General features: G+C 66.7%; 27 protein-coding genes and 2 tRNA genes. 16 read left to right on the top strand and 13 right to left on the bottom strand.

What is annotated here, in order from left to right; genetic code table 11:
- Nucleotides 1-319 precede the first annotated feature (319 nt).
- Together AB7U46_RS10665 and AB7U46_RS10660 are read left to right on the top strand one after the other, a co-directional pair.
- On the top strand, nucleotides 320-1,915 hold the full coding sequence (locus AB7U46_RS10665; RefSeq protein WP_428336950.1) for a peptide chain release factor 3: 1,596 nt from the start codon (nucleotides 320-322) through the stop codon (nucleotides 1,913-1,915).
- Nucleotides 1,912-2,376 (top strand): DUF6869 domain-containing protein, encoded by a 465-nt coding sequence (locus AB7U46_RS10660; protein ID WP_428336949.1) that lies wholly within the window; start codon nucleotides 1,912-1,914, stop codon nucleotides 2,374-2,376. The genes AB7U46_RS10665 and AB7U46_RS10660 overlap by 4 nt, the downstream gene beginning before the upstream one ends.
- Nucleotides 2,377-2,379: 3 nt before the next feature.
- Here the strand turns inward: AB7U46_RS10660 and AB7U46_RS10655 are convergent, their stop codons facing one another.
- Together AB7U46_RS10655 and AB7U46_RS10650 are read right to left on the bottom strand one after the other, a co-directional pair.
- Nucleotides 2,380-2,805, bottom strand: a complete 426-nt coding sequence (locus AB7U46_RS10655) for an OsmC family peroxiredoxin (protein ID WP_428336948.1) — start codon at nucleotides 2,803-2,805, stop codon at nucleotides 2,380-2,382.
- 186 nt (nucleotides 2,806-2,991) lie between these two features.
- On the bottom strand, nucleotides 2,992-4,188 hold the full coding sequence (locus tag AB7U46_RS10650; RefSeq protein WP_428336947.1) for a deoxyguanosinetriphosphate triphosphohydrolase: 1,197 nt from the start codon (nucleotides 4,186-4,188) through the stop codon (nucleotides 2,992-2,994).
- A gap of 77 nt (nucleotides 4,189-4,265) precedes the next feature.
- Between AB7U46_RS10650 and AB7U46_RS10645 the strand changes: the two genes are divergently transcribed.
- The 3 genes from AB7U46_RS10645 (at nucleotide 4,266) to AB7U46_RS10635 (ending at nucleotide 6,171) form a co-directional block, all read left to right on the top strand.
- On the top strand, nucleotides 4,266-4,595 hold the full coding sequence (locus tag AB7U46_RS10645; protein ID WP_428336946.1) for a HesB/IscA family protein: 330 nt from the start codon (nucleotides 4,266-4,268) through the stop codon (nucleotides 4,593-4,595).
- A 160-nt stretch (nucleotides 4,596-4,755) separates the two neighbouring features.
- The gene (xth, locus tag AB7U46_RS10640) at nucleotides 4,756-5,535 is read left to right on the top strand and encodes an exodeoxyribonuclease III (RefSeq protein WP_428336945.1); all 780 of its coding nucleotides are present in this window, start codon (nucleotides 4,756-4,758) and stop codon (nucleotides 5,533-5,535) included.
- A gap of 66 nt (nucleotides 5,536-5,601) precedes the next feature.
- Nucleotides 5,602-6,171 (top strand): peroxidase-related enzyme, encoded by a 570-nt coding sequence (locus AB7U46_RS10635; protein WP_428336944.1) that lies wholly within the window; start codon nucleotides 5,602-5,604, stop codon nucleotides 6,169-6,171.
- A 137-nt stretch (nucleotides 6,172-6,308) separates the two neighbouring features.
- On the opposite strand, the gene AB7U46_RS10630 is transcribed toward AB7U46_RS10635, so the two are convergent.
- Together AB7U46_RS10630 and dksA are read right to left on the bottom strand one after the other, a co-directional pair.
- Nucleotides 6,309-7,487, bottom strand: a complete 1,179-nt coding sequence (locus AB7U46_RS10630; protein WP_428336943.1) for an FAD-dependent monooxygenase — start codon at nucleotides 7,485-7,487, stop codon at nucleotides 6,309-6,311.
- Between the two features lie 84 nt (nucleotides 7,488-7,571).
- A complete protein-coding gene (dksA, locus tag AB7U46_RS10625; protein ID WP_428336942.1) occupies nucleotides 7,572-7,994 on the bottom strand; it encodes an RNA polymerase-binding protein DksA in 423 nt (140 codons plus the stop codon).
- 220 nt (nucleotides 7,995-8,214) lie between these two features.
- Between dksA and AB7U46_RS10620 the strand changes: the two genes are divergently transcribed.
- The 6 genes from AB7U46_RS10620 to AB7U46_RS10595 all read left to right on the top strand — a co-directional run bounded on the left by AB7U46_RS10620 (nucleotide 8,215) and on the right by AB7U46_RS10595 (nucleotide 14,225).
- On the top strand, nucleotides 8,215-9,060 hold the full coding sequence (locus AB7U46_RS10620; RefSeq protein WP_428336941.1) for an AAA family ATPase: 846 nt from the start codon (nucleotides 8,215-8,217) through the stop codon (nucleotides 9,058-9,060).
- Between the two features lie 47 nt (nucleotides 9,061-9,107).
- The gene (locus tag AB7U46_RS10615) at nucleotides 9,108-10,151 is read left to right on the top strand and encodes a hypothetical protein (RefSeq protein WP_428336940.1); all 1,044 of its coding nucleotides are present in this window, start codon (nucleotides 9,108-9,110) and stop codon (nucleotides 10,149-10,151) included.
- Nucleotides 10,152-10,285: 134 nt separating this feature from the next.
- The gene (locus AB7U46_RS10610) at nucleotides 10,286-11,587 is read left to right on the top strand and encodes a low temperature requirement protein A (protein ID WP_428336939.1); all 1,302 of its coding nucleotides are present in this window, start codon (nucleotides 10,286-10,288) and stop codon (nucleotides 11,585-11,587) included.
- Between the two features lie 71 nt (nucleotides 11,588-11,658).
- The gene (locus AB7U46_RS10605; protein WP_428336938.1) at nucleotides 11,659-13,674 is read left to right on the top strand and encodes an ASKHA domain-containing protein; all 2,016 of its coding nucleotides are present in this window, start codon (nucleotides 11,659-11,661) and stop codon (nucleotides 13,672-13,674) included.
- A gap of 42 nt (nucleotides 13,675-13,716) precedes the next feature.
- Nucleotides 13,717-13,790: transfer RNA gene (locus AB7U46_RS10600), tRNA-Gly, on the top strand.
- A gap of 84 nt (nucleotides 13,791-13,874) precedes the next feature.
- A complete protein-coding gene (locus AB7U46_RS10595; RefSeq protein ID WP_428336937.1) occupies nucleotides 13,875-14,225 on the top strand; it encodes a RidA family protein in 351 nt (116 codons plus the stop codon).
- Nucleotides 14,226-14,348: 123 nt separating this feature from the next.
- Here the strand turns inward: AB7U46_RS10595 and AB7U46_RS10590 are convergent, their stop codons facing one another.
- Nucleotides 14,349-14,777 (bottom strand): SufE family protein, encoded by a 429-nt coding sequence (locus AB7U46_RS10590; protein WP_428336936.1) that lies wholly within the window; start codon nucleotides 14,775-14,777, stop codon nucleotides 14,349-14,351.
- Between the two features lie 112 nt (nucleotides 14,778-14,889).
- On the opposite strand from AB7U46_RS10590, the gene AB7U46_RS10585 reads away from it, so the two are divergent.
- Nucleotides 14,890-15,381: a hypothetical protein gene (locus tag AB7U46_RS10585; RefSeq protein WP_428336935.1), complete on the top strand. Its 492-nt coding sequence runs from the start codon at nucleotides 14,890-14,892 to the stop codon at nucleotides 15,379-15,381.
- Nucleotides 15,378-15,854, top strand: a complete 477-nt coding sequence (locus AB7U46_RS10580) for a DUF6278 family protein (RefSeq protein WP_428336934.1) — start codon at nucleotides 15,378-15,380, stop codon at nucleotides 15,852-15,854. The genes AB7U46_RS10585 and AB7U46_RS10580 overlap by 4 nt, the downstream gene beginning before the upstream one ends.
- Before the next feature lie 4 nt (nucleotides 15,855-15,858).
- On the opposite strand, the gene rnd is transcribed toward AB7U46_RS10580, so the two are convergent.
- The 4 genes from rnd to purM all read right to left on the bottom strand — a co-directional run bounded on the left by rnd (nucleotide 15,859) and on the right by purM (nucleotide 21,650).
- Entirely contained in the window at nucleotides 15,859-17,016 is a 1,158-nt protein-coding gene (rnd, locus tag AB7U46_RS10575; RefSeq protein WP_428336971.1) for a ribonuclease D, read from the bottom strand.
- 134 nt (nucleotides 17,017-17,150) lie between these two features.
- On the bottom strand, nucleotides 17,151-19,730 hold the full coding sequence (locus AB7U46_RS10570; RefSeq protein ID WP_428336933.1) for a hypothetical protein: 2,580 nt from the start codon (nucleotides 19,728-19,730) through the stop codon (nucleotides 17,151-17,153).
- Nucleotides 19,731-20,019: 289 nt separating this feature from the next.
- On the bottom strand, nucleotides 20,020-20,607 hold the full coding sequence (gene purN, locus AB7U46_RS10565) for a phosphoribosylglycinamide formyltransferase (RefSeq protein WP_428336932.1): 588 nt from the start codon (nucleotides 20,605-20,607) through the stop codon (nucleotides 20,020-20,022).
- Nucleotides 20,604-21,650 carry a phosphoribosylformylglycinamidine cyclo-ligase gene (purM, locus tag AB7U46_RS10560; protein ID WP_428336931.1) on the bottom strand — a complete coding sequence of 349 codons (1,047 nt, stop codon included), beginning with the start codon at nucleotides 21,648-21,650 and terminating at the stop codon, nucleotides 20,604-20,606. The genes purN and purM overlap by 4 nt, the downstream gene beginning before the upstream one ends.
- Before the next feature lie 207 nt (nucleotides 21,651-21,857).
- Between purM and AB7U46_RS10555 the strand changes: the two genes are divergently transcribed.
- Together AB7U46_RS10555 and AB7U46_RS10550 are read left to right on the top strand one after the other, a co-directional pair.
- Nucleotides 21,858-22,106, top strand: coding sequence for a hypothetical protein (locus AB7U46_RS10555; protein WP_428336930.1), 249 nt, complete (start codon nucleotides 21,858-21,860; stop codon nucleotides 22,104-22,106).
- A gap of 78 nt (nucleotides 22,107-22,184) precedes the next feature.
- Nucleotides 22,185-22,260: transfer RNA gene (locus AB7U46_RS10550), tRNA-Ile, on the top strand.
- 4 nt (nucleotides 22,261-22,264) lie between these two features.
- Here the strand turns inward: AB7U46_RS10550 and AB7U46_RS10545 are convergent.
- From AB7U46_RS10545 to AB7U46_RS10535, 3 genes are read right to left on the bottom strand one after another with little or no spacing between them, the layout of a single operon-like run.
- Nucleotides 22,265-23,386: a tyrosine-type recombinase/integrase gene (locus AB7U46_RS10545; protein WP_428336929.1), complete on the bottom strand. Its 1,122-nt coding sequence runs from the start codon at nucleotides 23,384-23,386 to the stop codon at nucleotides 22,265-22,267.
- A 2-nt stretch (nucleotides 23,387-23,388) separates the two neighbouring features.
- Complete coding sequence (locus tag AB7U46_RS10540; protein ID WP_036634161.1) at nucleotides 23,389-23,574, bottom strand: hypothetical protein; 186 nt, start codon at nucleotides 23,572-23,574, stop codon at nucleotides 23,389-23,391.
- Nucleotides 23,571-23,783, bottom strand: a complete 213-nt coding sequence (locus tag AB7U46_RS10535; protein ID WP_428336970.1) for an excisionase family DNA-binding protein — start codon at nucleotides 23,781-23,783, stop codon at nucleotides 23,571-23,573. Before AB7U46_RS10535 ends, AB7U46_RS10540 begins: the two co-directional genes overlap by 4 nt.
- Before the next feature lie 63 nt (nucleotides 23,784-23,846).
- Between AB7U46_RS10535 and AB7U46_RS10530 the strand changes: the two genes are divergently transcribed.
- A complete protein-coding gene (locus AB7U46_RS10530) occupies nucleotides 23,847-24,335 on the top strand; it encodes a helix-turn-helix domain-containing protein (RefSeq protein WP_428336928.1) in 489 nt (162 codons plus the stop codon).
- A 107-nt stretch (nucleotides 24,336-24,442) separates the two neighbouring features.
- On the opposite strand, the gene AB7U46_RS10525 is transcribed toward AB7U46_RS10530, so the two are convergent.
- Nucleotides 24,443-24,769, bottom strand: a 327-nt coding sequence (locus AB7U46_RS10525) for a hypothetical protein (protein ID WP_428336927.1), incomplete at its 5' end; no start/stop codon positions are given.

Raw genomic sequence — 24,769 nt, 5'->3', positions numbered from 1 at the left:
TCATCGACTGCGGCATCAATATTCGAGAAGGAAAGCCGAGAATACTCAAAACACAACCCTAAAGATTGAGATTGGCCAAGCGCTTCTCGTCCTGAAACGAGCATTTTCTGAACAAGCAGCGCATTCGCCAAAAGTGCCCTCTGCAGCCATTAGTCGAAGAGCGCTGATACGATGGTTCGCCGCGACTAGCACGAATGTCGGCTCAGGGCTGGGCACCACGGTGCCCGGCGACACGCTCGACCGGCAGCTATGGGCCGCTCCCGTAGACCGCCCCCCTATCCCGCTTGCCCCATCGCCCCCCTTCGGCTAAAGCGCGGCCATGAGCAACGCACCCGTTCTTCCGCCCGAAATCGCCCGCCGCCGGACCTTCGCGATCATCGCGCACCCGGACGCCGGCAAGACCACGCTGACCGAAAAGTTCCTGCTCTTCGGCGGCGCCATCCAGATGGCCGGTCAGGTGCGCGCGAAGGGCGAGGCGCGGCGCACGCGCTCCGACTTCATGAAGCTCGAACAGGACCGCGGCATCTCGGTCTCCGCCTCGGCGATGAGCTTCGATTTCCGCCACTACCGCTTCAACCTCGTCGACACCCCCGGCCACTCGGATTTCTCCGAGGACACCTATCGCACGCTCACCGCCGTCGACACCGCGGTGATGGTGATCGACGGTGCGAAGGGCGTCGAAAGCCAGACCCGCAAGCTCTTCGAGGTCTGCCGTCTGCGCGATCTGCCGATCGTGACCTTCTGCAACAAGATGGACCGCGAGGCGCGCGACACGTTCGAGATCATCGACGAGATCCAGGAGAACCTGGCGATCGACGTCGCGCCGGCGAGCTGGCCGATCGGCTCGGGGCGCGAGTTTCTGGGCTGCTATGACCTGATCAACGACCGGCTGGAGCTGATGGACCGCGCCGACCGCAACCGGGTGGCGGAATCGATCGAGATCAAGGGGCTGGAGGATCCGCGTCTGGCCGATCACGTCCCCGCCGATCTGCTGGCGAAGTTGCGCGAAGAGATCGAGATGGCGCGCGAGCTTCTGCCGGCCTTCGACCGGGCGCGGTTCCTCGAGGGCTCGATGACGCCGATCTGGTTCGGCTCGGCGATCAATTCCTTCGGCGTCAAGGAGCTGATGGACGGCATCGCGAGTTTCGGCCCCGAGCCGCAGCCGCAGCCCGCGCTGGAGCGCCAGATCAGCGCCGACGAGAAGGCCGTCACCGGCTTCGTCTTCAAGGTGCAGGCGAACATGGATCCGAAGCACCGCGACCGCGTCGCCTTCGTCCGCCTCGCCTCGGGCCATTTCGAACGCGGCATGAAACTGCTCCACGTCCGCTCGAAAAAGCCGATGGCGGTGTCGAGCCCGGTGCTTTTCCTCGCCTCGGACCGCGAACTGGCGGAAGAGGCCTGGGCCGGCGACATCATCGGCATCCCGAACCACGGGCAATTGCGCATCGGCGACGCGCTGACCGAGGGCGAGACGCTGCATTTCACCGGCATCCCCTCCTTCGCGCCGGAACTGCTGCAATCGGTGCGCGCGACCGACCCGATGAAGGCCAAGCACCTCGAAAAGGCGCTGATGCAATTCGCCGAAGAGGGCGCGGCGAAAGTGTTCAAGCCCTCGATCGGCTCGGGCTTCATCGTCGGCGTCGTCGGCGCGCTGCAGTTCGACGTGCTGGCGAGCCGGATCGAGATCGAATACGGCATCCCCGTCCGCTTCGAGCCCAGCCAGTTTACCTCGGCGCGCTGGGTGCAGGGGCCGAAGGAGGTGGTGGAAAAGCTCGTGAACGCGAACAAGCAGCATATCGCGCTCGACCACGACGGCGACGTCGTCTTCCTCACCCGGCTGCAATGGGACATCGACCGCGTGCTGCGCGACTACGAGGGCGTGAAGCTGTCGGCGACCAAGGAAATGATGCAGTGACGCCGCTGCCGCCCGATCTGATCACCCGCCTCGCCACTGCCGCGCAGGCGCCCGAGGGGGTGCACAGCGTCGAGGCGCTGGCCGATCTCTGGCTCGCCGATCACCGCGAGGACGGCGGCGATCCCGATGCGATGACCTGGTCGGATCTCTGCGTTTTTGAGCTCGACGCCCACCCCGAGGAGCTTTTCGCCTTCTGCCTGCGCGCGATCCGCAAGGCGGAAAATCCCTGGCAGGTCGGGCTGGTCGCCGCCGGCCCGCTCGAGGAGCTGATCGCCGCCCGGGGCGCCGCGATCATCGACCGGCTCGAGGAGGCCGCGCGCCGCTCGGCCCGGGTCCGCTTCGCGCTCACCGGGATCTGGCAGGGCGAGACCGCGCCCGAGATCTGGGCGCGGATCGAGGCGGCGCGGATCGGCGCGATGGAAACCGGCTTCGACGCCGGCGGCCCGCTGCCGCCCGCCTGAACGTCAGTCGACGATCTCGAGCTCCATTCCCACCTCGCAGGACAGCACCTTCGAGACCGGGCAGCCCGCCTTCGCCGCCTCGGCGGCCGCACGGATCGCCTCGGGCGTGCCCCTGCCCGAAACCCGCACCTTGAGCATCGAGGCGGTGATCGCGAAGCCCGCCTCCTGCTTTTCCATCCGCACCGTGGCGACGGTGTCGATCACCACGTCGCTCACCCCGGCGGCGGCCAGCCCGCCCGAGAGCGCCATCGAGAAACAGGCGGCATGGGCCGCGGCGATCAGCTCCTCGGGGTTGGTGCCGGGGCGCCCCTCGAAGCGGGCGCCGAACCCGTAGGGCTGCGCCGCCAGCGCCCCCGACTGCGTCGAAATGCTGCCGCTGCCCTCGCGGATCGGGCCTTCCCAATGTGCGGAACCGGTTTTCTGGATCATCTGCGCTCTCCCATGATGCGCCGAAGCGGCGCCCAGAAGAGCAACATAACGCGCGCCGAAAGGTTCCGCGCGCCGGTTTTCGCCCCCTCGCGCCCTTTGCGCTTTCGCCTTGCCCAAAATACCTCGGGGGTGAATTCGGCGCAGCCGAAGAGGGGGCAGCGCCCCCTGCCCGCCCGCGATCTCCGCTCAGAAATCCGGGTCGATCAGCCGGTGATATTCCTGGATCGCGAAACGGTCGGTCATCCCCGCAACGTAATCCAGAACGACGCGCGCGAGTTCGGTGCGCCCGTCGTTGCCCTTCGCCTGCGCCGCGGCGACATCGCCCTGCCAGTCCTCGGGCAAAAGCTCGGGCCGGTCGAGGAAAAGCGGGAAGAGCTCGTTGATCATCCCCGTCACCCGCTTGCGTTCGACGACCACGCTCGGCGCGCGATACATGCGCTGGAACAGGAACATCTTCACGACCTTGAGGCTCTGGTAGAGCGGTTTTGAGAAGCGGATGATCGGCCCGTCCATGTGGCGGATGTCGTCGACGCTTTGCGGTTGCAGGCTCAGGAGCCGGTTCTGCGCCACCGCGATCACGTCCTCGACCATCACGCCGAAGACGCGGCGCAACGCCTCGTGCCGGCGCCGGGTGGCATCGAGCCCGGGATAGGCGCGGTCGACCGTGGCGAAACACTCGCCGATCATCGGGAGTTCGCAGAGGTCATCCTCGGTGAAAAGCCCGGCGCGCAGCCCGTCGTGCAGGTCGTGGTGGTTATAGGCGCAATCGTCGGCCACCGCCGCCACCTGCGCCTCGGCGCTCGCGTTGGTTTCCAGCTCGAGGTTCCATTGCGCGTCGAATTCGGCGAGCGCATAGGGCAGGCTCGCGCGGTCGGGCACCTGATGCGAGCCCCCCTTGTCCGAGATCACCGGCCCGTTGTGCTTGGCGATGCCCTCGAGCGTCTCCCAGGTCAGGTTCAGCCCGTCAAAGCCGGCGTAATGGCGTTCGAGCTTCGTCACGATCCGCAGCGCCTGCGCGTTGTGGTCGAACCCGCCGTAATCCTTCATCAGCACGGCGAGCGCATCCTCGCCGGTGTGGCCAAAGGGCGGATGGCCGAGGTCATGGGCCAGCGCCACCGCCTCGGCCAGATCGGTGTTGAGGCCGAGCGCCCCCGCGATCGTGCGCGCGACCTGCGCCACCTCGATCGTGTGGGTCATGCGGGTGCGGTAATAATCGCCCTCATGCTCGACGAAGACCTGGGTCTTGTGTTTCAGCCGGCGGAAGGCGGAGGAATGGATGATCCGGTCGCGGTCGCGCTGGAAGGGCGTGCGAAAGGTGGAATAGCTTTCGGGATAAAGCCGCCCGCGGCTCGCCTCGGGGTGGCAGGCATAGGGTTGCAACACGTCTGTCTCGATCCTCGCTTGTCGCGCCTTTGCCCCCACCCTATATCGGGAAAGTAACGGAAGGACAGGCCATTCCCATGCTTTTGCCGCCGAAAGTCACCGATCGCGCCTTTGCGCGCCTCGCCGAGATCAACGCCGCCGGCGCCGCCCCCCGCGCGCTGCGCATCGCGGTGGAGGGCGGCGGCTGCTCCGGGTTTCAATATGACATGAAACTCGAGGAGACGGCGGCCGCGGATGACCTGATCCTCGAGGGTGCGGGCCAGCGCGTGCTGATCGACCCGGTCTCACTGCCCTTCCTCGAGAACGCGGTGATCGACTTCACCGACGAGCTGATCGGCGCGCGCTTCGTGGTCAACAACCCGAACGCGACAAGCTCCTGCGGCTGCGGCATCTCCTTCTCGATGTGAGGGGCGCACCCGCTCCCCCTTCCCGTTTTCTCAGCCCCTAAGAGCGCGGCCCCGCCCCGCGACCGGCCGCCACGACCAGTGCCGGAGGCACGGCACCGAACAGAAGCGCCCTTCCCCTCGCCGCCCCCCTCTCCTACAACTCCCACAAAGGGAGGCGCGCATGAAAATCGCCACGTTCAACATCAACGGGATCAAGGCGCGGGCCGAGGCGCTGATCGACTGGCTGCGCGAGGCGGCGCCCGATGTCGTGCTCCTGCAGGAGATCAAGTCGACCGACGAGACCTTCCCGCACGAGATCTTCGAGGGGCTGGGCTATTTCATCGAGACCCACGGGCAGAAAAGCTTCAACGGCGTCGCGATCCTGTCGAAACTGCCGCTCGAGGATGTCGAGCGCGGCTTGCCCGGCGACGACAGCGACGAGCAGGCGCGCTGGATCGAGGCGACGGTGGTGGGCAAGCGTGCGCTCCGGATCTGCGGGCTTTACCTGCCGAACGGCAACCCGGCACCCGGGCCGAAATACGACTACAAGCTGGCCTGGATGGAGCGGATGCGGGCGCGCTGCCGCGAACTCCTCGCGACCGAGGAGCCGCTGATCTTCGGCGGCGATTACAACGTGATCCCGCAGGACGAGGATGCGGCAAAACCCGAAGCCTGGCGCGAGGACGCGCTTGCGCTCCCCGAAAGCCGCGCGGCCTTCCGCAGGCTTCTGAACCTCGGGCTTTACGATGCCTTCCGCGCGCGCGAGCCGGGGCCGGGACAATACACGTTCTGGGATTATCAGGCGGGCGCCTGGGCGCGCAACAACGGCATCCGCATCGACCACATGCTGCTCTCCCCCCAGGCGATGGACCTGCTCACCGGGGTCGGCATCGACAAGGAGATCCGCGGCCGCGACAAGCCCTCGGACCACGTGCCGCTCTGGGTCGAGATCGACGCCTGAAGCCTGACGCAACGTAACTTCCCGCAACGCCCTCCCGCGCGGCAGACTGGCCGCAGGGAGGACAACATGACCGAAAAACCGATCAGCCGGTTTGCGGTGCCGTCACTGGCATCGCTGCCGCAAGACATCCGCGCGCGGATCGAGGGGGTCGCCGAAAAGGCGGGCTTCGTGCCGAACATCTTTCTCGCGCTCGCCCACCGGCCCGACGAGTTCCGCGCCTTCTTCGCCTATCACGACGCGCTGATGGAACGCGAGAGCGGGCTGAGCCTCGGCGAGCGCGAGATGATCGTGGTGGCGACGAGCGCCGCGAACGAGTGCCAGTATTGCGTCGTCGCCCATGGCGCGATCGTGCGGATCCGGATGAAGAACCGCATCCTCGCCGATCAGCTTGTGAGCAATTACCGCAAGGCCGACATCACGCCACGCCAGCGCGCGATGCTCGACTTCGCGCTGAAGGTGAGCCTGCGCGCGCAGGAGGTGGAGGAGAGCGACTTCGACCGCCTCCACGCCCATGGGCTCAGCGACGACGACATCTGGGACATCGGCGCGATCACCGCTTTCTTCGGGATGTCGAACCGGCTGGTGAACATGGCCTCGATCCGCGCGAACGAGGAATTCTTCGCGCTGGGGCGGTAACGGCGGAGGGGGCGCTGCCCCCGTCTCCTGCGGAGACTCCCCCGGGATATTTTGGCTCTATAGAAGCCATTTCTACAGAGCGGAAATATCCCGGGGGTGAGCGGCGCAGCCGCGAGGGGGCGGCGCCCCCTGCCCGCTCAGGCCTGCGCGCCGCCGTGGGTCACGTCATAGCCATAGACCCAGTCGAACCGGCCCAGAAGCTGCGCCGGCGCGAGGCGCGAGATCGCGCGCAGGCCAAGATGCCCCACCGCGCGGGTCACGCCCGAGAGGTGATAGTTGCGCGCATTGCGATTCGCCGCTTCGACGATCGCGGCGCAGCGCGGCGCGCGGGCGGCCTGATAGGCGGCGAAGGCCTCGTCATCCGCGTCATGGGTGGCCAGCGCCTCGGCCAGCATCCAGGCGTCCTCCATCGCCATCACCGCCCCCTGCGCGAGGAAGGGCAGCGTCGGATGCGCGGCATCGCCGAGGATCGCGGCGCCCGGCCCGTGCCAGGCGGCGGCGACCGGGTGGCGGAAGAGCCCCCAGAGCGCGGGCTCCTCGACCTGCGCAAGCCAGCCCTGAACCGTGGGGCAGAACTCCTCGAAGGCCGCGCGCAGCGTCAGCGGATCGTCGCGCAGGGTCCAGCTTTCCTCGACCCAGCGGCGGCGCTCCTCGACGGCGACGATGTTGCGCAGGCCGCGGCCGAGCGGATAGCTCACGAGATGCCGCCCCGCCCCCATGAAGACCTGCGCCACCTTTGGCGCGGCGTCGTCGCAGGGGATCAGCGCGCGCCAGGCGACCTGATGGGTGAAGAAGGGCGCGACCGCGCCGTTGAGCGCCTGGCGCACTTTTGAGTGCAGCCCGTCGGCGCCGATGAGCAGGTCGGCCTCGATCTCGGCGCCCTGCGCGGTGGTCAGCCGCGGCTTGTGATCGCCGATCTCCACCGTCTCGATCTGTTGCAGCAGGCGGATCTGCACGCCAGCCTCGCGCGCGCCCTCGGCCAGAAGCTCGATCAGCCGTGCGCGATGCAGGAAGCGATATTCCGCATCGGGCCGCAGCCGCGCGAGATCGAGCCGCGCGACGCGCCCGCCGGTCTCGCCGTCGAGAAGCTCGACCGCCTCGGAGCGCGGCCCCGCCGCCTCGAAGGCCGCGCCAAGGCCCAGCGCGCGCAGCACCCGCGCCCCGTTGGGCGAGATCTGCAACCCCGCGCCGACCTCGCGGATCGCCTCCGCCTGTTCGAGCACGGTGACCTCGGCCCCGCGCAGCGCCAGTGCCCGGGCCACGGTCAGCCCGGCGACACCGGCGCCGAGCACGGTGACCTTTCGTCCGATCAACACGGTTCTTCCTCCCGAAACGAGAACGCCGGCACCTTGCGGGCGCCGGCGACAGATAACAAGCCCGCTCGCCCGAAGGCGATGCGATCAGTCGTCGCGATGCACCCGCTCGCGGCGCTCGTGGCGTTCCTGCGCCTCGAGCGTCATCGTCGCGATCGGCCGCGCGTCGAGGCGCTTGAGCGAGATCTGCTCGCCGGTCATCTCGCAATAGCCGTAGTCGCCGCTGTCGATGCGCCGCAGCGCCGCGTCGATCTTGGTGACCAGCTTGCGCTGGCGGTCGCGGGTGCGCAGTTCGAGCGCGCGGTCGGTTTCCTCGCTGGCGCGGTCGGCGATGTCGGGCACGTTGCGCGCCGACTCGGCGAGACCTTCGAGCGTTTCGGCCGATTGTTCGAGCAGTTCGGCCTTCCAGGCGAGAAGCTTGCGGCGGAAATACTCGAGCTGACGCTCGTTCATGAAGGGCTCGTCCTCGGCGGGGCGATAGTCCTCGGGAAGGAAAGTTTCAGCTTTCATCTCGTCACTCACTTTTCGCGCCTCCGATCGCATCAGGGCTGACGACCCTGTGGCGCCGCTTGCGCGCTCCAATAACGCAACCTTGAGGCCATGTCACGCCCCCCTTTTCACGCAGCGTCAGGGTTGTGCAAGTCTTGATACCCTCGGCTTGCGGCGATTTCGGGGCGCGTTTAGGCTCTGCCCGAAAAAACGTCATCCAAACCGCCTCCCGGAGTTTCCCTTGCGCTTTCAATCGACCGACAGCTACGTCGCCCCCGAAGACCTGATCGTCGCGGTGAATGCCGCCGTGGCGCTCGAACGCCCGCTGCTGGTGAAGGGGGAACCCGGCACCGGCAAGACGGAACTGGCGAAACAGGTGGCGCAAAGCCTCGGCCTGCCAATCTATGAGTGGAACATCAAGTCGACCACCAAGGCGCAGCAGGGGCTTTACGAATACGATGCGGTGAGCCGGCTGCGCGACAGCCAGCTCGGCGACGCGCGGGTGAACGACGTGAAGAACTACATCCGCAAGGGCAAGCTCTGGCAGGCCTTCGAGGCGGATCAGAAGGTCGTGCTGCTGATCGACGAGATCGACAAGGCCGACATCGAGTTCCCGAACGACCTTTTGCAGGAACTCGACAAGATGGAGTTCCACGTCTACGAGACCGGCGAGACGATCCGCGCCGCCCATCGCCCGATCGTCATCATCACCTCGAACAACGAGAAAGAACTGCCCGACGCCTTCCTGCGCCGCTGCTTCTTCCATTACATCAAATTCCCCGATGCCGAGACGCTCAAGCAGATCGTCGCGGTGCATTTCCCCGCCATCAGGGAGGCGCTGCTGACCACCGCGCTGACCCAGTTCTACGAGATCCGCGAGACCCCCGGCCTGAAGAAGAAACCCTCGACCTCGGAGGTGCTCGACTGGCTGAAGCTGCTTCTGGCCGAGGATCTCGGCCCCGAGGATCTGAAACGCGAGGGCGCGAGCCTGCTTCCCAAACTGCACGGGGCGCTTTTGAAGAACGAACAGGACGTGCATCTCTTCGAGCGCCTCGCCTTCATGGCGCGCCGGCAGCCGCAGCGATAAGCGCCGGGCGCGCGGCCCCTCGGGGGTCCGATCTGGAAAGGACGAAGATGAAACCGGTTGCGGATCGCATGATCGTGCATGTCGGCATGCACAAGACGGGAACCTCGACGTTGCAGGGCTCGCTTGCGGCGCATCTGGCCGACCCGGCCTTTCGCTACCTCGCCTTCGAGCAGGCGAACAATTCCACCACGATCCGCCACGTGTTCTGGAACGACGGGCTGCAGGACGCGGATGCGCAGCTGCGGATCAAGGCCGAACGCCAGCGCCGCCGCGGCTTCGTCGCGATGACCCGGGCGCTCAACGCGCTCGGCCCGGAGGTGCCGATCCTCTCGGCCGAGGTGATCTGGTCGCTGCCGCGCGCCTCCTCCGATCAATTCTTCGACCTGCTGCGGATCTACCGGCGCAACATCCAGATCGTCGCCTATCTGCGCAACCTGCCCGATTACGTCGACAGCGCCTTCCAGGAGCGGCTGAAGACGCGGCGCGTCGATCTCGGCACCCCGACCGTCGACGTGCCCTACAAACGCGCCTTCGCGCCGCTCGAACGCCGCTTCGGGCGGCGCAACCTGCTGCTGAAACTGTTCAGCCCGCCGGCGCTGCACAAGGGCTGCGTGGTGCAGGATTTCTGCAAGACGCTCGGCATCGCCTTCGATCCGGCCGGGGTGACGCGCAGCAACGAAAGGCTCAGCCTGCCGGCGGTGCGCCTGCTCTACACCTACCGGCGCGTTCACGGCACCCCGCGGCGCGGCGATCGCCAGCTCTGCACCCGGCTCGCGAGCCTGCCGGGCGCGAGGTTCCAGCTCAGCCCGCCGATCACCGCCGCGATGGCGATCTGCGACGACGACGATTTCGCCTTCGCGCAGGAGCGGCTCGGCGTCGATCTGCGCGCGCGCGAGTCGGCCCCGGTGGAGCGGCAGATCGCCTCGGAGGCCGACCTGCTTGCGCAGCCCGAGGAAATCGACTGGCTCGCCGCGGCGACCGGTTGCGCGCAGGCGACCCTGCACAGCGGACCCGAGGCGGTGGCCGCCGCGATGGATCTGCTGCGCCAGCGGGCGCTCGCGGAGGCCCCCGGCGCGCGCTCCGAAGACTGATCTCCTGCGCTTTCATCTTGCGCAAAATACCTCGGGGGGCTCCGCAGGAGCGGGGGCGGCGCCCCCTCCCCGGCTTGCCAAAGCCGCACCACCCGTCCAGACTTCCGGCTCCTGTCCGTAAGAGTGAGCCGACCGTGCCCCAGCCCTGCCTTCCCGCCCGCGATCCGAATGAGGCGCATCGCGCCTCCACCCCTTTCGAGCTGCTCTTCGATCTGATCTCGGTGATCGCGATCGCCGCGGTGACGCATGGGCTCGCCCATGCGATCGCGGCCGGCCACGGGCTCGCCGTGCTGCCGAATTTCCTCTTCCTCTTCGTCGCGGTCTGGTGGGCCTGGATGAATTTCACCTGGTTCGCCTCCGCCTTCGACAATGACGGCTTCGCCTATCGGCTGCTGGTGATGGTGGTGATGACGGGCGAGCTGATCTTTGCGGGCGGCGCGGGGTATATCTTCGAGACGCTCGATTTCAGCTATGGCGTCTGGGGCTGGGCGCTGATGCGGCTCGGCATGGCGGCGCTCTGGCTCAGCGCGGCGCAGAACCCCGACTATCGCACCACCTGCCTGCGCTACGCCGCGGGGATCGTGATCGCGCAGATCCTCTGGATCGCGCTGTGGTATTTCGTGGCGCCGGGGTCGGGCACCTTCCTCGCGCTCGGCTGCCTGATCTGGCTCGTCGAATTCGCGGTGCCGATGGTGGCCGAGGCAAAGCGCCCCACCCCCTTCCACCGCCACCACATCATCGAGCGCTACGGCCTGCTCACGATCATCGCGATGGGCGAGATCATGCTCGCGATCAGCCACGGCTTCGGCCGGATGTTCGAGGATCACGCCGCCCTCGCCCCGGCGCTCACCGCGCTGGCGGCGCTGGTGCTGACCTTCGCGGTGTTCTGGATCTATTTCTCCGCCGAGGAGCATCTGAAATCGCGCGATTTCCCCACCGTCTTTCTCTGGGGCTATGGCCATGTGGTGATCTTCGCCGCGATCGCCGCGCTCGGCGCCGGGATCACCGCCGAGATCGACCTCGCCGGGCGCGCGCATGCCCCCGCCGCGATCGAGGCCCCGGCCCACGGCGCCCCCGCGGCCGAAGGACACGCCGCCCCGGAGGGGCACGAAGCTCCCGCGCCTGAGGGGCACGCCGCACCCGCGCCCGAAACGCACGCCGCCCCGGTCGAAAGCCACGGCGCCGAGCACGCGCCCGCCTCGGCGGCCTGGTTCCTCGGCGGGCCGCTCGCGGTGCTTTTCCTCGGCCTCTGGGCGGTGCGCGACCGGCTCTATCCGCTGGGCCTGCGCGGCCCCGCGCTGCCGGTGATGGCGCTCGTGGCGCTTGCCGCCGCCGCGCTCGGCCTGCCCAGCTGGGCCTTTGCCGCGATCGCGGCGCTCGCGCTGATCTGGCGCGTGCCGCTGCCCGGCCGCGCGCCCGCGCCGATGTCGCACTAATACCCTGCGCAGTCGCGCCCGGGCTTTGCCGCCGCCCTGCCTTGCCCTAGAACGGAGGGGGAGGACGCGACATGACCGAAGACGCGCTGGTGATCTTTACCCCCTCGGGCAAACGCGGGCGGGTGGCCAAGGGCACGACCGTGCTCGCCGCCGCGCGCGCGCTTGGCGTCGATCTCGACTCGGTCTGCGGCGGGCGCGGGATCTGCTCGAAATGCCAGATCGCGCCGGGCTTCGGCGATTTTCCGAAACACGGCATCCATGTTTCCGAAGATGCGCTTTCGCCCGTGAACGCGGTCGAGGAGCGGTATGACCGCGTCCGCGGGCTGAAGCCCGGCCGCCGCCTCGGCTGTCAGGCCTGCATCCAGGGCGATGTCCTGCTCGACGTGCCGCCCGAAAGCCAGGTGCACCGGCAGGTGATCCGCAAGAGCGCCTCGGAGCGGGTGATGGAGATGGACCCGGCGACGCGCCCCTTCCTCATCACCGTGGCCGAGCCCGACATGCACGAGCCTTCGGGCGACTTTCAGCGCCTCGCCGAGGCGCTCGAAAAACAATGGAACGTCAGCGGCTTGCAGGCCGATCTTGAAGTTCTGCGTGAACTGCAACCTGCCTTGCGCAAGGGCGCCTGGCAGGTCACCGCGGCGGTCTGCGACGCGGGCGACGGCACCGCGCCGCGCCTTGTCGCGACCTTCCCGGGCTATCGCGAGGCACCGCTTTTCGGGCTTGCCATCGACCTCGGCTCGACCACGATCGCGGGGCATCTGGTGCGGCTCGACGACGGTTCGGTGCTGGCGTCATCGGGTCTGATGAACCCGCAGATCCGCTTTGGCGAAGACCTGATGAGCCGCGTCAGCTACGCGATGATGAACCCGGGCGGCGACCGCGAGATGACCACCGCGGTGCGCGCGGCGCTTGGCGATCTGGCGCAGGCGCTGGTGACCGAGGCCGGCGTCGAGGCCCAGGCGGTGGTCGAGGCGGTCATCGTCTGCAACCCGGTGATGCACCACCTGCTCCTCGGCATCGACCCGGTGGAACTCGGTCAGGCGCCCTTCGCGCTCGCCACCAGTGCCGCGCTGAACTTCCCCGCGCGCGAGATCGGTCTTGCCGCGATCGCGCCGGGTGCGCGCGCCTATACGCTCCCGCTGATCGCCGGTCACGTCGGTGCGGATTGCGCCGCCGTGGCCCTCGCCGAGGCGCCCGAGGCGCGCGCGGATCTTTCGCTCATCGTCGATGTCGGCACCAATGCCGAGATACTTCTCGGGAATAATCAACGGGTTCTGGCCTGTTCTTCACCTACCGGCCCGGCCTTCGAGGGGGCGCAGATCTCCTCGGGCCAGCGCGCCGCCCCCGGCGCGATCGAGCGCATCGAGATCGACCCGGTGACGAAAGAGCCGCGTTTCCGCATTATCGGCAATGAGCACTGGTCGGACGATCCGGCCTTCGGGACGCCCGAGATCACCGGCATCTGCGGCTCGGGCATCATCGAGGCGGTGGCGGAGATGCGGATGGCGGGGATCCTCGACGCCTCCGGGCTGATCGGATCGGCCGAACAGGTGGGCACCGAGCGCTGCGTCGCGACCGGCCGCACCCATGAATACCTGCTGCACGACGGCGCGCCGAATGGCCCGCGCATCACCGTGACGCAGGGCGACATCCGCGCGATCCAGCTGGCGAAATCGGCGCTTTACGCCGGGGCGCGGCTGCTCATGGACGAGATGGGCGTCGATCACGTCGACCGCGTCGTGCTGGCGGGCGCTTTCGGCGCGCATATCTCGCCGAAACACGCGATGGTGCTCGGCATGATCCCCGACGTGCCGCTTTCCGCCGTCACCTCGGCCGGCAATGCGGCGGGGACCGGGGCGCGGATGGCGCTTTGCTCGCGCGCGGCGCGGCGCCAGATCGAGGCGCAGGTGCATCGCATCACCAAGGTCGAGACCGCGATCGAGCCGCGCTTTCAGGAGCATTTCGTCGCCGCGAACGCGATCCCCCATGCGACCGACCCGTTTGCGCAGCTGCGCGCCATCGCGCCCCTGCCCGAGGTCAGCTTCAACCTGGGCGGCGAGGGCAGCGGGCGCCGGCGGCGACGTTGAGCGCTTGACGCGCCGCAGCGCTTCGCTTATCTGAGGCCTCACGCGGGTGTAGCTCAATGGTAGAGCCGCAGCTTCCCAAGCTGATGACGAGGGTTCGATTCCCTTCACCCGCTCCAATCCCCTCCCCGGCACCGCTTCCGATCCGCCCTTTCGCTTGACCGCTTCGCAGGCTATCGAACGGCGTCTCACAGGAGGGAAAGATGAGCGACATCACCAGAATCGAATGCGGCGCGCGGATGAGCCAGGCGGTGAGCTATGGCGATCTGATCTGGCTCGCCGGTCAGGTCGGCACCGCGGGCGCAAGCGTGACCGAGCAGACCCGCGCCGCACTCGCCGAGGTCGACCGACTGCTCGCCGCCGCCGGCTCGGACAAGACCCGCATCCTCAACGCGCAGATCTGGCTTGCCGACATGGCCGATTTCGCCGAGATGAACGCGGTCTGGGATGCCTGGGTGCCGGCCGGCCATACCCCGGCGCGCGCCACCGGCGAGGCGAAGCTCGCCACCCCCGACTATCTCGTCGAAGTGATCGTCATCGCCGCGAAGGCGTAAGCCGCGCGAGGGGGCGCTGCCCCCTCACCCCCGGAGTATTTTCGCCAAGAAGAAGGCTGCATTTCTTCTTGGGCAAAATACTCCGGGGGAGTCCGCAGGACGGGGGCAGCGCCCCCTCCGCACTCAGCCTGCCGCGGCTTCGGCGGCGAGCTTGCGGATCCGTTCCACCATCGCGGCGAGCCCGTTCGAGCGCTGCTGGCTCAGGTGTTCGTTCAGACCGAGCCGGCCGAGTTCGGCCTTGGCGTCGACCGCCAGCACCTCGGTGACGCTCAGCCCGGAATAAAGCGCATGCAGGATCGCGATCAGCCCGCGCACGATCATCGCATCCGATTCCCCGTCGAAGGAAAACCGCGCCTGCGGCCCCGTGCCCTCGATCCGCGGCAGGAGCCAGACCTGGCTCGCGCAGCCCTCGACCTTGGTCGCGGGCACTTTCACCGCTTCGGGCAGCGCCGGCATTTCCTTGCCCAGTTCGATCACATGGCGGTAGCGATCCTCCCAGTCGTCGAGAAAATCGAAAGTTTCGGCGATCTCTTCGAATGCGGCGCTGGCCATCCTGTGCCTCCTGTTTTGCCCTGCCTAGCCCCGGGGGGCCCGAAGGTCCAGTGGCGGCTTTTCAAAAGCGCCGCGATCGGCTACCCAAGGGCAAATGGCCCGAGGATCTCCCATGCGCATCGCCCCTTCCGCCCGTATCGCCCTGTCGCTCGCGCTGGCGCTTTCGCTTGCCGGCTGCGGGAAGGAAAGCCGGGTCTATCCCTGGAACTGGTTCAAGGGCTCGCAGGAGGCCCAGACCCTCGACCCGAAGGGCGGCTATCCGAAGATCGCCGACGATCCGCGCGCCGCGATCGCCCAGGTGACGAAGCTCGAGGTGAAACCGACGCTGGGCGGGGCGATCGTCTCCGTCGCCGGCCTGCCGCCGACGCAGGGCTGGTGGAGCGCCGAGCTCGTGGCGGAGAACGACGGCAAGCCGGTCGAGGGCGTGATCACCTATCACTTCCTCGTCGCCCGCCCGACGCCGGGCAGCGCCGATGCCGCCCGCGTGTCCACGACCGACTCGCGCGAGGTCACCGTCGCCGCCTTCATCCCGAATCCGCGGCTGGCCGAGACGCACAAGATCGTGGTGATCGGCGAGACGAACACCCGTTCCGTCAGCCGGTGAGCCTTTCGCCCGAGACCGCCGCCGAGGCGGCCGCGAGCTTTGTCGCGACGGTGGCGCGCACGCAGGGCGTGACGCTCGATTATTCCGTGGAAAGCCTCGCCTTCGTCGACAGGCTGCTCGGCCAGTTCCACGACGGGGGCGACCGCGCGCAGGCGATGCCGAAGACCGTCGCCAGCGCCTCGTGCTATCTGGGCGAGGTGATCCGCCGCCATGCCGGCGGGGTCTGGATCCGCCCCGAGGAGTCGGATGCGCCGGAGGTGATGCGCTTTCCGCTGATGATGCGGATCGGCTCCGCCTCGATCGTGCCCTTCTTCAAGGTCGCGAAGCGGATCGACAACGGGCCGGAGGACGACCTCGTCTTCTATTACGCGGTGGTGACGAAAACCGCATCGCCTGCGGCGCAGCCCCCCGCCCCGGAGCCAGCGCAACGGCGCCCGGGGCTTTTCGCACGGCTCTTCGGGCGCCGGGGCTGACGGTTCAGACCACGACCACCCGCACCGAGCCGCCCGCGGCGGTCAGCCCGATCTCGCCCTTCGCGAGCCGCAGCGCATCCTTGCCGAAGACCTCGTTGCGCCAGCCGGTCAGCGCGGCGACGTCGCGCTTGCCCGCGGCGATCCGGTCGAGGTCGGAAGAGGTCGCGATCAGCTTCGAGGCGACGCCGGTCTCCTCCGATTTCGCCTTGAGCAGCACGCGCAGCAGATCGGCGAGCGCGGTGTTCACCTGCAGCTGCGCATCCTCGTCGGGGACATGCGGGAACTCCTCGGGCGGCAGCGCCATGCCGGCGGCGACCGCGGCGATGATCCCCTCGGCGATGTCGCCGCGCCGCGCCTCGCGCAAAAGCAGCCGCGACTTGCCCAGCTCGTCGAAATTCGTGGGCTTGGTCGAGGCAAGCTCGAGCAGCGCGTCATCCTTGAAGATGCGGCTCCGCGGGATGTTCTTGTTCTGGGCATAGCCCTCGCGGAAGCGCGCCAGTTCGCGCACCACGGCGAGGAAGCGGCCCGAGGTGGTGCGGGTCTTCACCCGCTGCCAGGCGTCCTCCGGGCGGGTGACATAGGTCTCGGGGTTCAGAAGCACGGCTTCCTCCTCCTCGACCCAGGTCTCGCGGCCCGATTTGCGCAGCTCCTTCGAGAGGAATTCGTAGATCACCCGCAGGTGGGTGACGTCGGCGACGGCGTAGGTCTTCTGCGCATCGGTGAGCGGGCGGCGCGACCAGTCGGTGAAGCGCGAGGTCTTGTCGAGCCCCTGCCGCGCGATCTTGCGCACCAGCGTCTCATAGCCGACCTGCTCGCCGAAGCCGCAGACCATCGCCGCGATCTGGGTGTCGAAGAGCGGCGTCGGGATCAGCCCGGCATCGGTGAAGAAGATCTCGAGATCCTGCCGCGCGGCGTGGAACACCTTGACCACCGCAGTGTCGCGGAAGAGATCGTAAAGCGGTTCGAGCGAGAGCCCCTCGGCCAGCGGATCGACGAGCACGGCATCGCCATCCTTCGCCGGCGGGATCGCGAGCTGCACGAGGCAGAGCTTCGACCAATAGGTCCGTTCGCGGAGGAATTCGGTGTCGACCGTGACATAGGGCCCGGTCTTGGCCCGGGCGCAGAATTCGGCCAGGGCTTCGGTGGTGGTGATCGTCTGCATCGCGCGTTCCCGTCGCGGGGTCATCCCGCCAATCCTTCCCCTTTAGGCGCTCGGCCCCGTGAAGGAAAGGCGAAAGGCCGCCCGCAGGCCACGCTCCGGGCCGGAGCGTGGCGCTTGGGTGACGCAAAGGCGGCTCAGGCGTCCTCCAACTCCTCCTCCTCGGGCTCGGCCTTGGCGGCCTCCTCCTCGGGGACGGCGACGGTCGGGATCTCGGTGCCGTCGTCGAGCGCGAGCATGCCGTAAAGCGGCTGGGCGCCGAGCAGATCGTCGGAACTCACCCCGGTGAAGGTGACGCTGTCCGTCTCGCCCAGGCGCAGCACCGCATCGCCCGCCTCGGTCTCGTCCAGCTCCCAGCCCTGATCCTGATACTCCGAAAGGTCATGGCCGTTGATCGAGAGGCTGTCCTCGCCGACGCTGAAATCGGAGATCACCACCGAGGTCGTGCCCGCATCGGCATCGCCGTGAAGATCGTAGCTGTCGGCGCCATCGCCGCCGGTGACCGCGTAATCGGCGTTGCGGCCCAGATCGAGATGCATCGTGTCGTCGCCCTCGCCGCCGTCGATCACCGCGTCGTGGCGCGCGAAGATCTCGTCGTCGCCCTGCCCGAGGCGGATCTCGTGGGTGCCCTTGAAGGCGTGGATCGTGTCGTCGCCCGCCAAGGCGTCGATCACCTCGCTGCCGGTGGGGGTGCTGTAGACGTCGTCGCCCGGGGTGAGCCGGATCGTCGGCATCGCGCCCATCCCCGCGAAGGTGACGTGATCGGTGCCGTCGTCCCCCTCCCAGCTGAGCACCTGATCCTCGCCCTGCGCGGTGAGGGAGAAGCCCTCGGGCAGGTCGTTGAGGTCGATCACCACCGTCTCCCCGCCGATCACCAGCTCGAGCCGGTCCTCGGCAGTGTCGAAATCGCTGATCCGCAGGTCGGAGGCCTTGCCGTTCGAGCCGAAACCATAGGCGGTGAAAGTATCCGCGCCGTCGCCGCCGCTCAGATCGAAGACCCCGGTCTTCGTCATCGCGACTTGCAGGCTGTCGTCGCCCGCACCGCCCTCGGCCACGCCGCCCCAGCGCCCGAGATGCAGCTCGTCATCGCCCGTGCCGCCGATGACCGTGTCGTCGGCCCCCAGGCCGATCACCGTGTCGTTGCCGCCAAGCCCGTCGAGCAGAACGCCGTCCTCCTCGCTGCGCAGCAGGTCGTCGCCCTCGGTGCCGAGAAGCGCATCGTCCCCGCCCGGCAGCGTGTCCTCGGGGTCTTCCGGGTCCACGGGGTCTTCGGGATCGACCGGATCCTCGGGGTCGACCGGATCCTCGGGGTCGACCGGGTCTTCCGGGTCAACCGGGTCTTCGGGATCGACCGGGTCTTCGGGATCGACCGGGTCTTCAGGGTCGACCGGGTCTTCAGGGTCGACCGTCTCGCCGCTCAGCGCCGCATAGACGTCGTCGCGGGACAGCCCGTCGAACTGCAGCACGACCTCGTAGTTCATCTCAGACGCGTCATAGGTGAGGATCGCCCCGCCCTCGGCATCGACCAGCGCATCGGGATTGTCGAGGATCCAGGCCTGCATCTCGGCCTGGGCCTGGGCGATCGCCTCCGCCTGCCCCTCGGGGTTGCCCTGATAGGCAAGCAGATTGCCGTCGCCGATCAGATGATCCTCGGCAAGGTCGAAATCGGTGACATGCATCATCCCGGGGCCAGCGGTGCCATAGGTGAGCGAGAGCGTGTCCGAGCCCGCCCCCAGCGTGATCGCGAAATCGCTGTCCGCATCGCCAAGCATCGCGCCCGTGCTCAGCAGCAGATCGTCGCCATCCCCCATGTCGACCGAGGCCACGATGCGCGAGTTGCCCCCGTCATTGTTGAAGGAAAGCGAATCCGCCCCCGCCCCCATGTCGAGATCGAAGTCATTGCTGTCGTCGAGCTCGTCGTTCCCAAAGTAGCTGAAACGAACAGCGGCGGAATCGTCGCCATCGCCGGCGCTCAGCGTCAGATCCGCGCCGTCGGTCAAGATCGAGTCATTGCCCGCGCCGCCGTCGACCTGATTTCCAAAGCCAGAGGCGTCGAGCGTGTCATTGCCGTCGCCGCCCGCGACCGTGTTCGTATCGCCCTGAACCCCGACATAGTCATCGTCCGCGCCGCCATCGACCTGGTGGTCGTTGCCATAGATAGTGAAGGTGTCATTGCCGTCGCCGCCCATGACCGTGTCCGCATCGCCGTTGACGAAGACATTGTCATCACCCGCACCGCCGTCGATCAGATTGCCATCGTGATAGACTTGAAATTCGTCATTGCCCGCTCCGCCCAGAAGCGTCGCCGCGCCCTCCGTGCCGTAGAGCCAGTCGTCCCCCTCGCCCCCGTCGGCCGAGATGTCCTGTTCATAAACCCAGAGGGTATCGTTGCCCGCACCGCCGGTGATCGTGGAACCCGCGGCTGAGTCGTAGAAGGTGTCGTCCCCATCGCCACCATCGGCACCGCCGCCGGCACTCCAATAATCAAGCCACAGCGCATCGTTGCCGAGGCCGCCCAGAAGCTCCACCTCCACGCCATAGGCGCTCAGCGAGTCATCCCCTGCCCCGCCATCGACGGTATTGCCGTCAAGCCCGTCGATCGTGTCATTGCCGTCGAGACCAAGCAGCAGGACTGCCCCCGTGGTGTCGCTGCCGAAAGCGTCATCCCCATCGGTGCCGTAGATCACGACCGGGTCGGTTTCGCTTGAAACTGCCATCAAAGTCTCCGGTGCAAATGCGCGGCGTAATCGTCGCGGCGCCTTGGTGTTGAAAGCCCCTCGTCCCGGAGAAAGAACGGGGATCGCCTGCGGGATCGTGCCCCGAACCAATTGGGGCCACGGCACATGCTGCGCCGCCGACACTGCAAACCACCCGCCACTCCCACAGTGACAAGAAATAACTGTTAACCAATCTGCGGGGCCTGGGCCCCGGCTGTAAAGATGGCAAGATTATGGCGAAGCTGCAGATGCAGCGTGACCTAACGTCAAGGCCGCCCTGTCGTTTCCGTCACAGAAACAGCGTCTCGCGATTGTCGGCGACGAAGCGGCGAAGCACCGCCGGATAGAGCCGATGTTCGAAAGTGAGCACCCGCGCGGCGAGCGTATCGGCCGAATCGCCGGCTTCGACGGGCACCCGCGCCTGACCGAGAATCGGGCCGGCGTCGAGCTCGGGCGTGACCTCATGCACGGTGCAGCCGGCCTCGGCATCGCCCGCGTCGAGCGCACGCTGATGGGTGTGGAGCCCGGGGTATTTCGGCAAAAGCGAGGGATGGATGTTCAGCATCCGCCCCGCGAAAGGACGCACGAACGCGGGCGTCAGCACCCGCATGAAACCGGCAAGGCAGATGACGTCGGGCGCCGCCGCGGCAAGCGGTTTCAGCAGCTCCGCCTCGAAAGCGGCGCGATCCTTGCCGAAGGGACGATGGTCGACCACCGCGGTCGGCACGCCCAGCCGCTCGGCCTTCGCGATCCCGCCCGCACTCGGGTCGTTCGAGAGCACGAGGACCGGGGCCGCATAGCCCCCGGCCTGCATGTCCTCGACGAGGCGGACCATGTTCGACCCGCCGCCCGAGATCAGGATCGCGACACGTTTCACAGCAGCGCGCCGGTGTAGCTCACGCCCTGGCCCGGGGTGACCGCGCCGATCACGGTGACCGTCTCGCCCTCGGCCTCGAGCAGCGCTTTCAGCGCCTCGGCCCGGTCGGCGGCGACGACGGCGATCATGCCGATGCCGCAGTTGAAGGTCTTGAGCAGTTCCGGCTCGGCCATGCCAGCCGTCTCGGCGAGCCAGCGGAACACGCCGGGCAGCGGCCAGGAGGCCAGGTCGATCGTCGCGCCGAGCCCCTCGGGCAGCACGCGCGGCAGGTTCTCGGTCAGGCCGCCGCCGGTGATATGGGCGAGCGCATGCACGCCGCCCGCACGCACCGCGGCGAGCGCCTGCTTGACGTAAAGCCGGGTCGGCGCGAGCAGCGCGGCGCCAAGCGTGCCCTCGGCGAAGGGGCAGTCCGCCTCCCAGCCGAGGCCCGACAGCTCGACCACCTTGCGCACGAAGCTGTAGCCGTTCGAATGCACCCCGTTCGAGCCGAGGCCGAGCAGCACGTCGCCCGCGACCACGCCCGCCGGCAGATCCGCACCACGCTCCATCGCGCCGACGGCAAAACCGGCGAGGTCGAAATCGCCCTTGTGATACATGCCGGGCATCTCGGCGGTCTCGCCGCCGATCAGCGCGCAACCCGACTGCGCGCAGCCCTCGGCGATGCCCTCGATGATCCGCGTCGCCGGGTCGAGCTCGAGCTTGCCGGTGGCGAAATAGTCGAGGAAGAACAGCGGCTCGGCGCCCTGGCAGACGAGATCGTTCACGCACATCGCAACGAGGTCGATGCCGATCGTGTCGACATTGCCGGTGTCGATCGCGATGCGCAGCTTCGTGCCGACGCCATCGGTCGCAGCGACGAGGATCGGGTCAGTGTAGCCCGCGGCCTTCAGGTCGAAAAGCGCGCCGAAGCCGCCGAGGCCGGAAACGGTGCCCGAGCGGCCGGTGCGCTTCGCCGCCGGCTTGATCCGCTCGACGAGCGCATTGCCCGCGTCGATATCGACGCCGGCATCGGCATAGGTCAGGCCGGGTTTCGTGTCGGTCATGGCGGGCTCCGGGTTCGCGACTGGGTTCGCCCCTGCCTTTATCGCGTTCGCGGCGCAGGGGCAATCGTCCCGCCCGGCCCTGCGGCACAATCTCCGCCCGCGCGCCGCCTTGCCTGGCAAGGCCCTTCCGACTAGGCTCGAGGGGATTTCAAGAGCGCGCAAGGGCGGCAAGCCCCCTCGCCGCGCGGGCCGCATTTCGAGGATGGAATGAAACAGATTGCCCTTGCGACCGCGCTCATGATGGCCTGCACCGGCTCCATGGCCCTTGCCGGCGGCTACGGCGCGCCGGATGGCGAGCCCTCCCCGGTGACGGGGGTGGAGACGACGACGCCCGACAGCCCCGCCGACACGCAAGACGACCTCACCGGACCAGCCGCGAACCGGCCGGCGCGAGGCTCTGCCGCCACGCCCTGCGGCTCGGTCTTCGACCGCGGCACCCCGGCGTGCCGGAGCTGATCCCGGCCCAAATCCGCAGATCGCGGCGCAGGCATTCCTTGACCCCCGCAGGCGCCGTGATAGACGGGAAACCACGGTGGGCCTGTAGCTCAATGGTTAGAGCAGGGCGCTCATAACGCCTTGGTTGGGGGTTCAAGTCCCTCCGGGCCTACCAAATATCATTTTTTATCTCCTATATTCATACTGTTACCAGACTTCTTGGCGAACCTTTCGGGTTGGTTCGCCAGGCCTTCTTCCCGCTTCCCCCCGCTGGGAAGGCTTTCAATCGCAGAGTCGGCTTTGGCCTTACGATTGTATTTCTCGATGTATTTCTGCGCTTCTTTCAGGTCGTGGTGTCCGCTGACCGCCATCACCTTGAACACGTCGCCCTCAATCTCGGCGATGCGGCGACAGATCGCCTTGCGCAACCCATGCGACGAACAATTCGGCAACCCGGCTTTGTTGCACCAATTCCGCATGGACGACCCCAAACCAGCGGCGGTTCGCGCGCTGCCGGTTGCGGTCTCAAGGAAGGTGAAAGCGCCAGGCCGCACATGGGAAAGTGTCGCGGCCAGATAGGAATGGATCGGTATATTGACCTCGAAGCCATCCGGGTTCTTCTTCGTCTTGCGGCGGCGGTAGACGATCCTGCCATCGCGGACATGCCCCTTGCCCATTCTGACGGCATCACACTTCGCTGCGCCGGTATACAGCATCAGCGTCATGCAGAGATGTGCCGGCGTGCCGATTTCATGGACCTCGTAGAAACGGGTGATCTCACCCTCGTCCCATGAATGGAGGCCGTCCGGGTTCGTCGGATACCGCTTCACGCCTTTAACCGGGTTATCCGTGCGCCATTCGAGTTCGATAGCCAGATCCATCATCTGCGAAAGACGCTTCAAGGTCTTGTTTGCCTGTTGCGGCGTCTCGGCCATTTCCGCCTTTATTTCCATCACGTGGCGGCGGCGCAGGTGCGACACACGCTTTTTCCCGTGTCTCATACGCAGCGGTTCGATTACCGATCGGTAGTCTGCAGCTGTGCTATCCCCGACCGTCGGAAGATGCAGTTTGTAAAATTTTACGGCCAAGTCATTGAAGGTACCGGGCATGGTTCTAGAAGCGCCCGCGCCCTCGGATTTTTTCCCGTTTTCAGCCTCGGCGTAACGTCGTTGAAACTCTTCACTACCCCATTCCGAGCCAAGTTCGACAGTCAACCCTTTCCGACGGAATCGCCACCGGCGCTTTCCGTGGCGGTCAAGGTAAGATTTGGCATAAGGAAAGCGATCGACCTTTTTCGTCATATTTAGTCCCAGTCGTTATCGTTATCATCAGCTTCAGCTGTACCGATCTGGACTACGATCTTGCCGTCTCGGTCAACTTCAACTCGCCCGACGACCAGACCAGCTTTCGTGACGCCTTTGGTGGCCCTTGTTATATCAACCTGCTTGAACGCGGCAGAACGCGGACCGGACATGCGGGCGGGCTTCATTTTGCTTCTCCTCGTTGCGCACGATCCGGCTCGACCGTTCTTGTTGATATATACTCCTCGACCGCACCTGCCGGGATGAGATAGAGCCCGCCGACCTTCACATGCCGCAGCTCTCTCCCACGGATCAGCTTTCGGACCCGGGCCAGCGGCCAGCCGAGACGAGCAGCAACCTCCCGCGGGCTTTCGAGTGCGTGCGTAGGTTTTGTCATCGCGTGGTGACTCCAGTTCCAATTGTGGTACAATTCAGGATAGAAGCATCGAATCATGGAGGAGTGTTCACAAATGATGACAATCTTTCTCAAAACTTGTCAACCCAAGGATTCTTTGCTTTGCCCCTAGCTTCTTCGATCGGAGAGCGTCTTGACCAAGTCCGACGAACGGCGAACGCCTCACAAGCGGATTTTGCTGCCAAGCTAGGCATAAGCAGGACGACGCTTCACAACTATACCAAGGGAGAACGGGACATCCCTGTTCCGGTTCTGGCCAAGCTCTTGGAGGTCTATCGAGCCGATCCTCTCTGGATTCTGGACGGCGAAACAGGCATCCAAAGCAGAGAGTCCGACATCTTGCGCGAGCTTGGCGACATCCTGGAGCAAGTTGAGGAACGCCTTGAGAAGCGCAGAATGCGGCTCGGCACGAAGAAGCGGTGGATGATAGTTTGCCGCTTATATACCGAACGGCTCACCACTCTGCGGCAGACCGGAGAAAAGCCCTCGCTGGAAGCCCTTGGCCTGGATGACTTGCTGGATGTAGCCGCATGACCGTTGAAAATTTCACGCCCCCCGGACGGATTTCGGCTGATCAGATAGAAGCCCTTCTTGATGAATACACGCCTGACGAGTGGTTACCTACTGCGCTCCGGGTGCCGTTACAGGTAGGTATACTGGCATGCGCAATTGCTCTGGTTGCTCTGGTAATTCAGGCCTTTTTTCCGGCACACCGCTTGGTCGCCCCGCCGCTTTGGTTGATCTTTTATGTCCTCGTGCCATTCTCTGCTTGGCATATGCGCAGGCTGTCGAAGGCCCGGCAGCGCGAACACCAACGATGGAAAGAGGAATCCGATCGAAGAAATACATTTACCTTGCTGCGAGCCCAGACCTGCCACTGAACTTTCATCCAGCTGCGACTTGAGCCCGGTTGGTGTTTGCGCCGATCGGCGCAGGTTGAGCAATCGCCCGACGCGCAGAGCTATCAT

Source organism: Paenirhodobacter sp., from assembly GCF_050177655.1.
Taxonomy (GTDB): domain Bacteria; phylum Pseudomonadota; class Alphaproteobacteria; order Rhodobacterales; family Rhodobacteraceae; genus Rhodobacter.
This window is presented reverse-complemented; position numbering and strand designations above follow the sequence as displayed.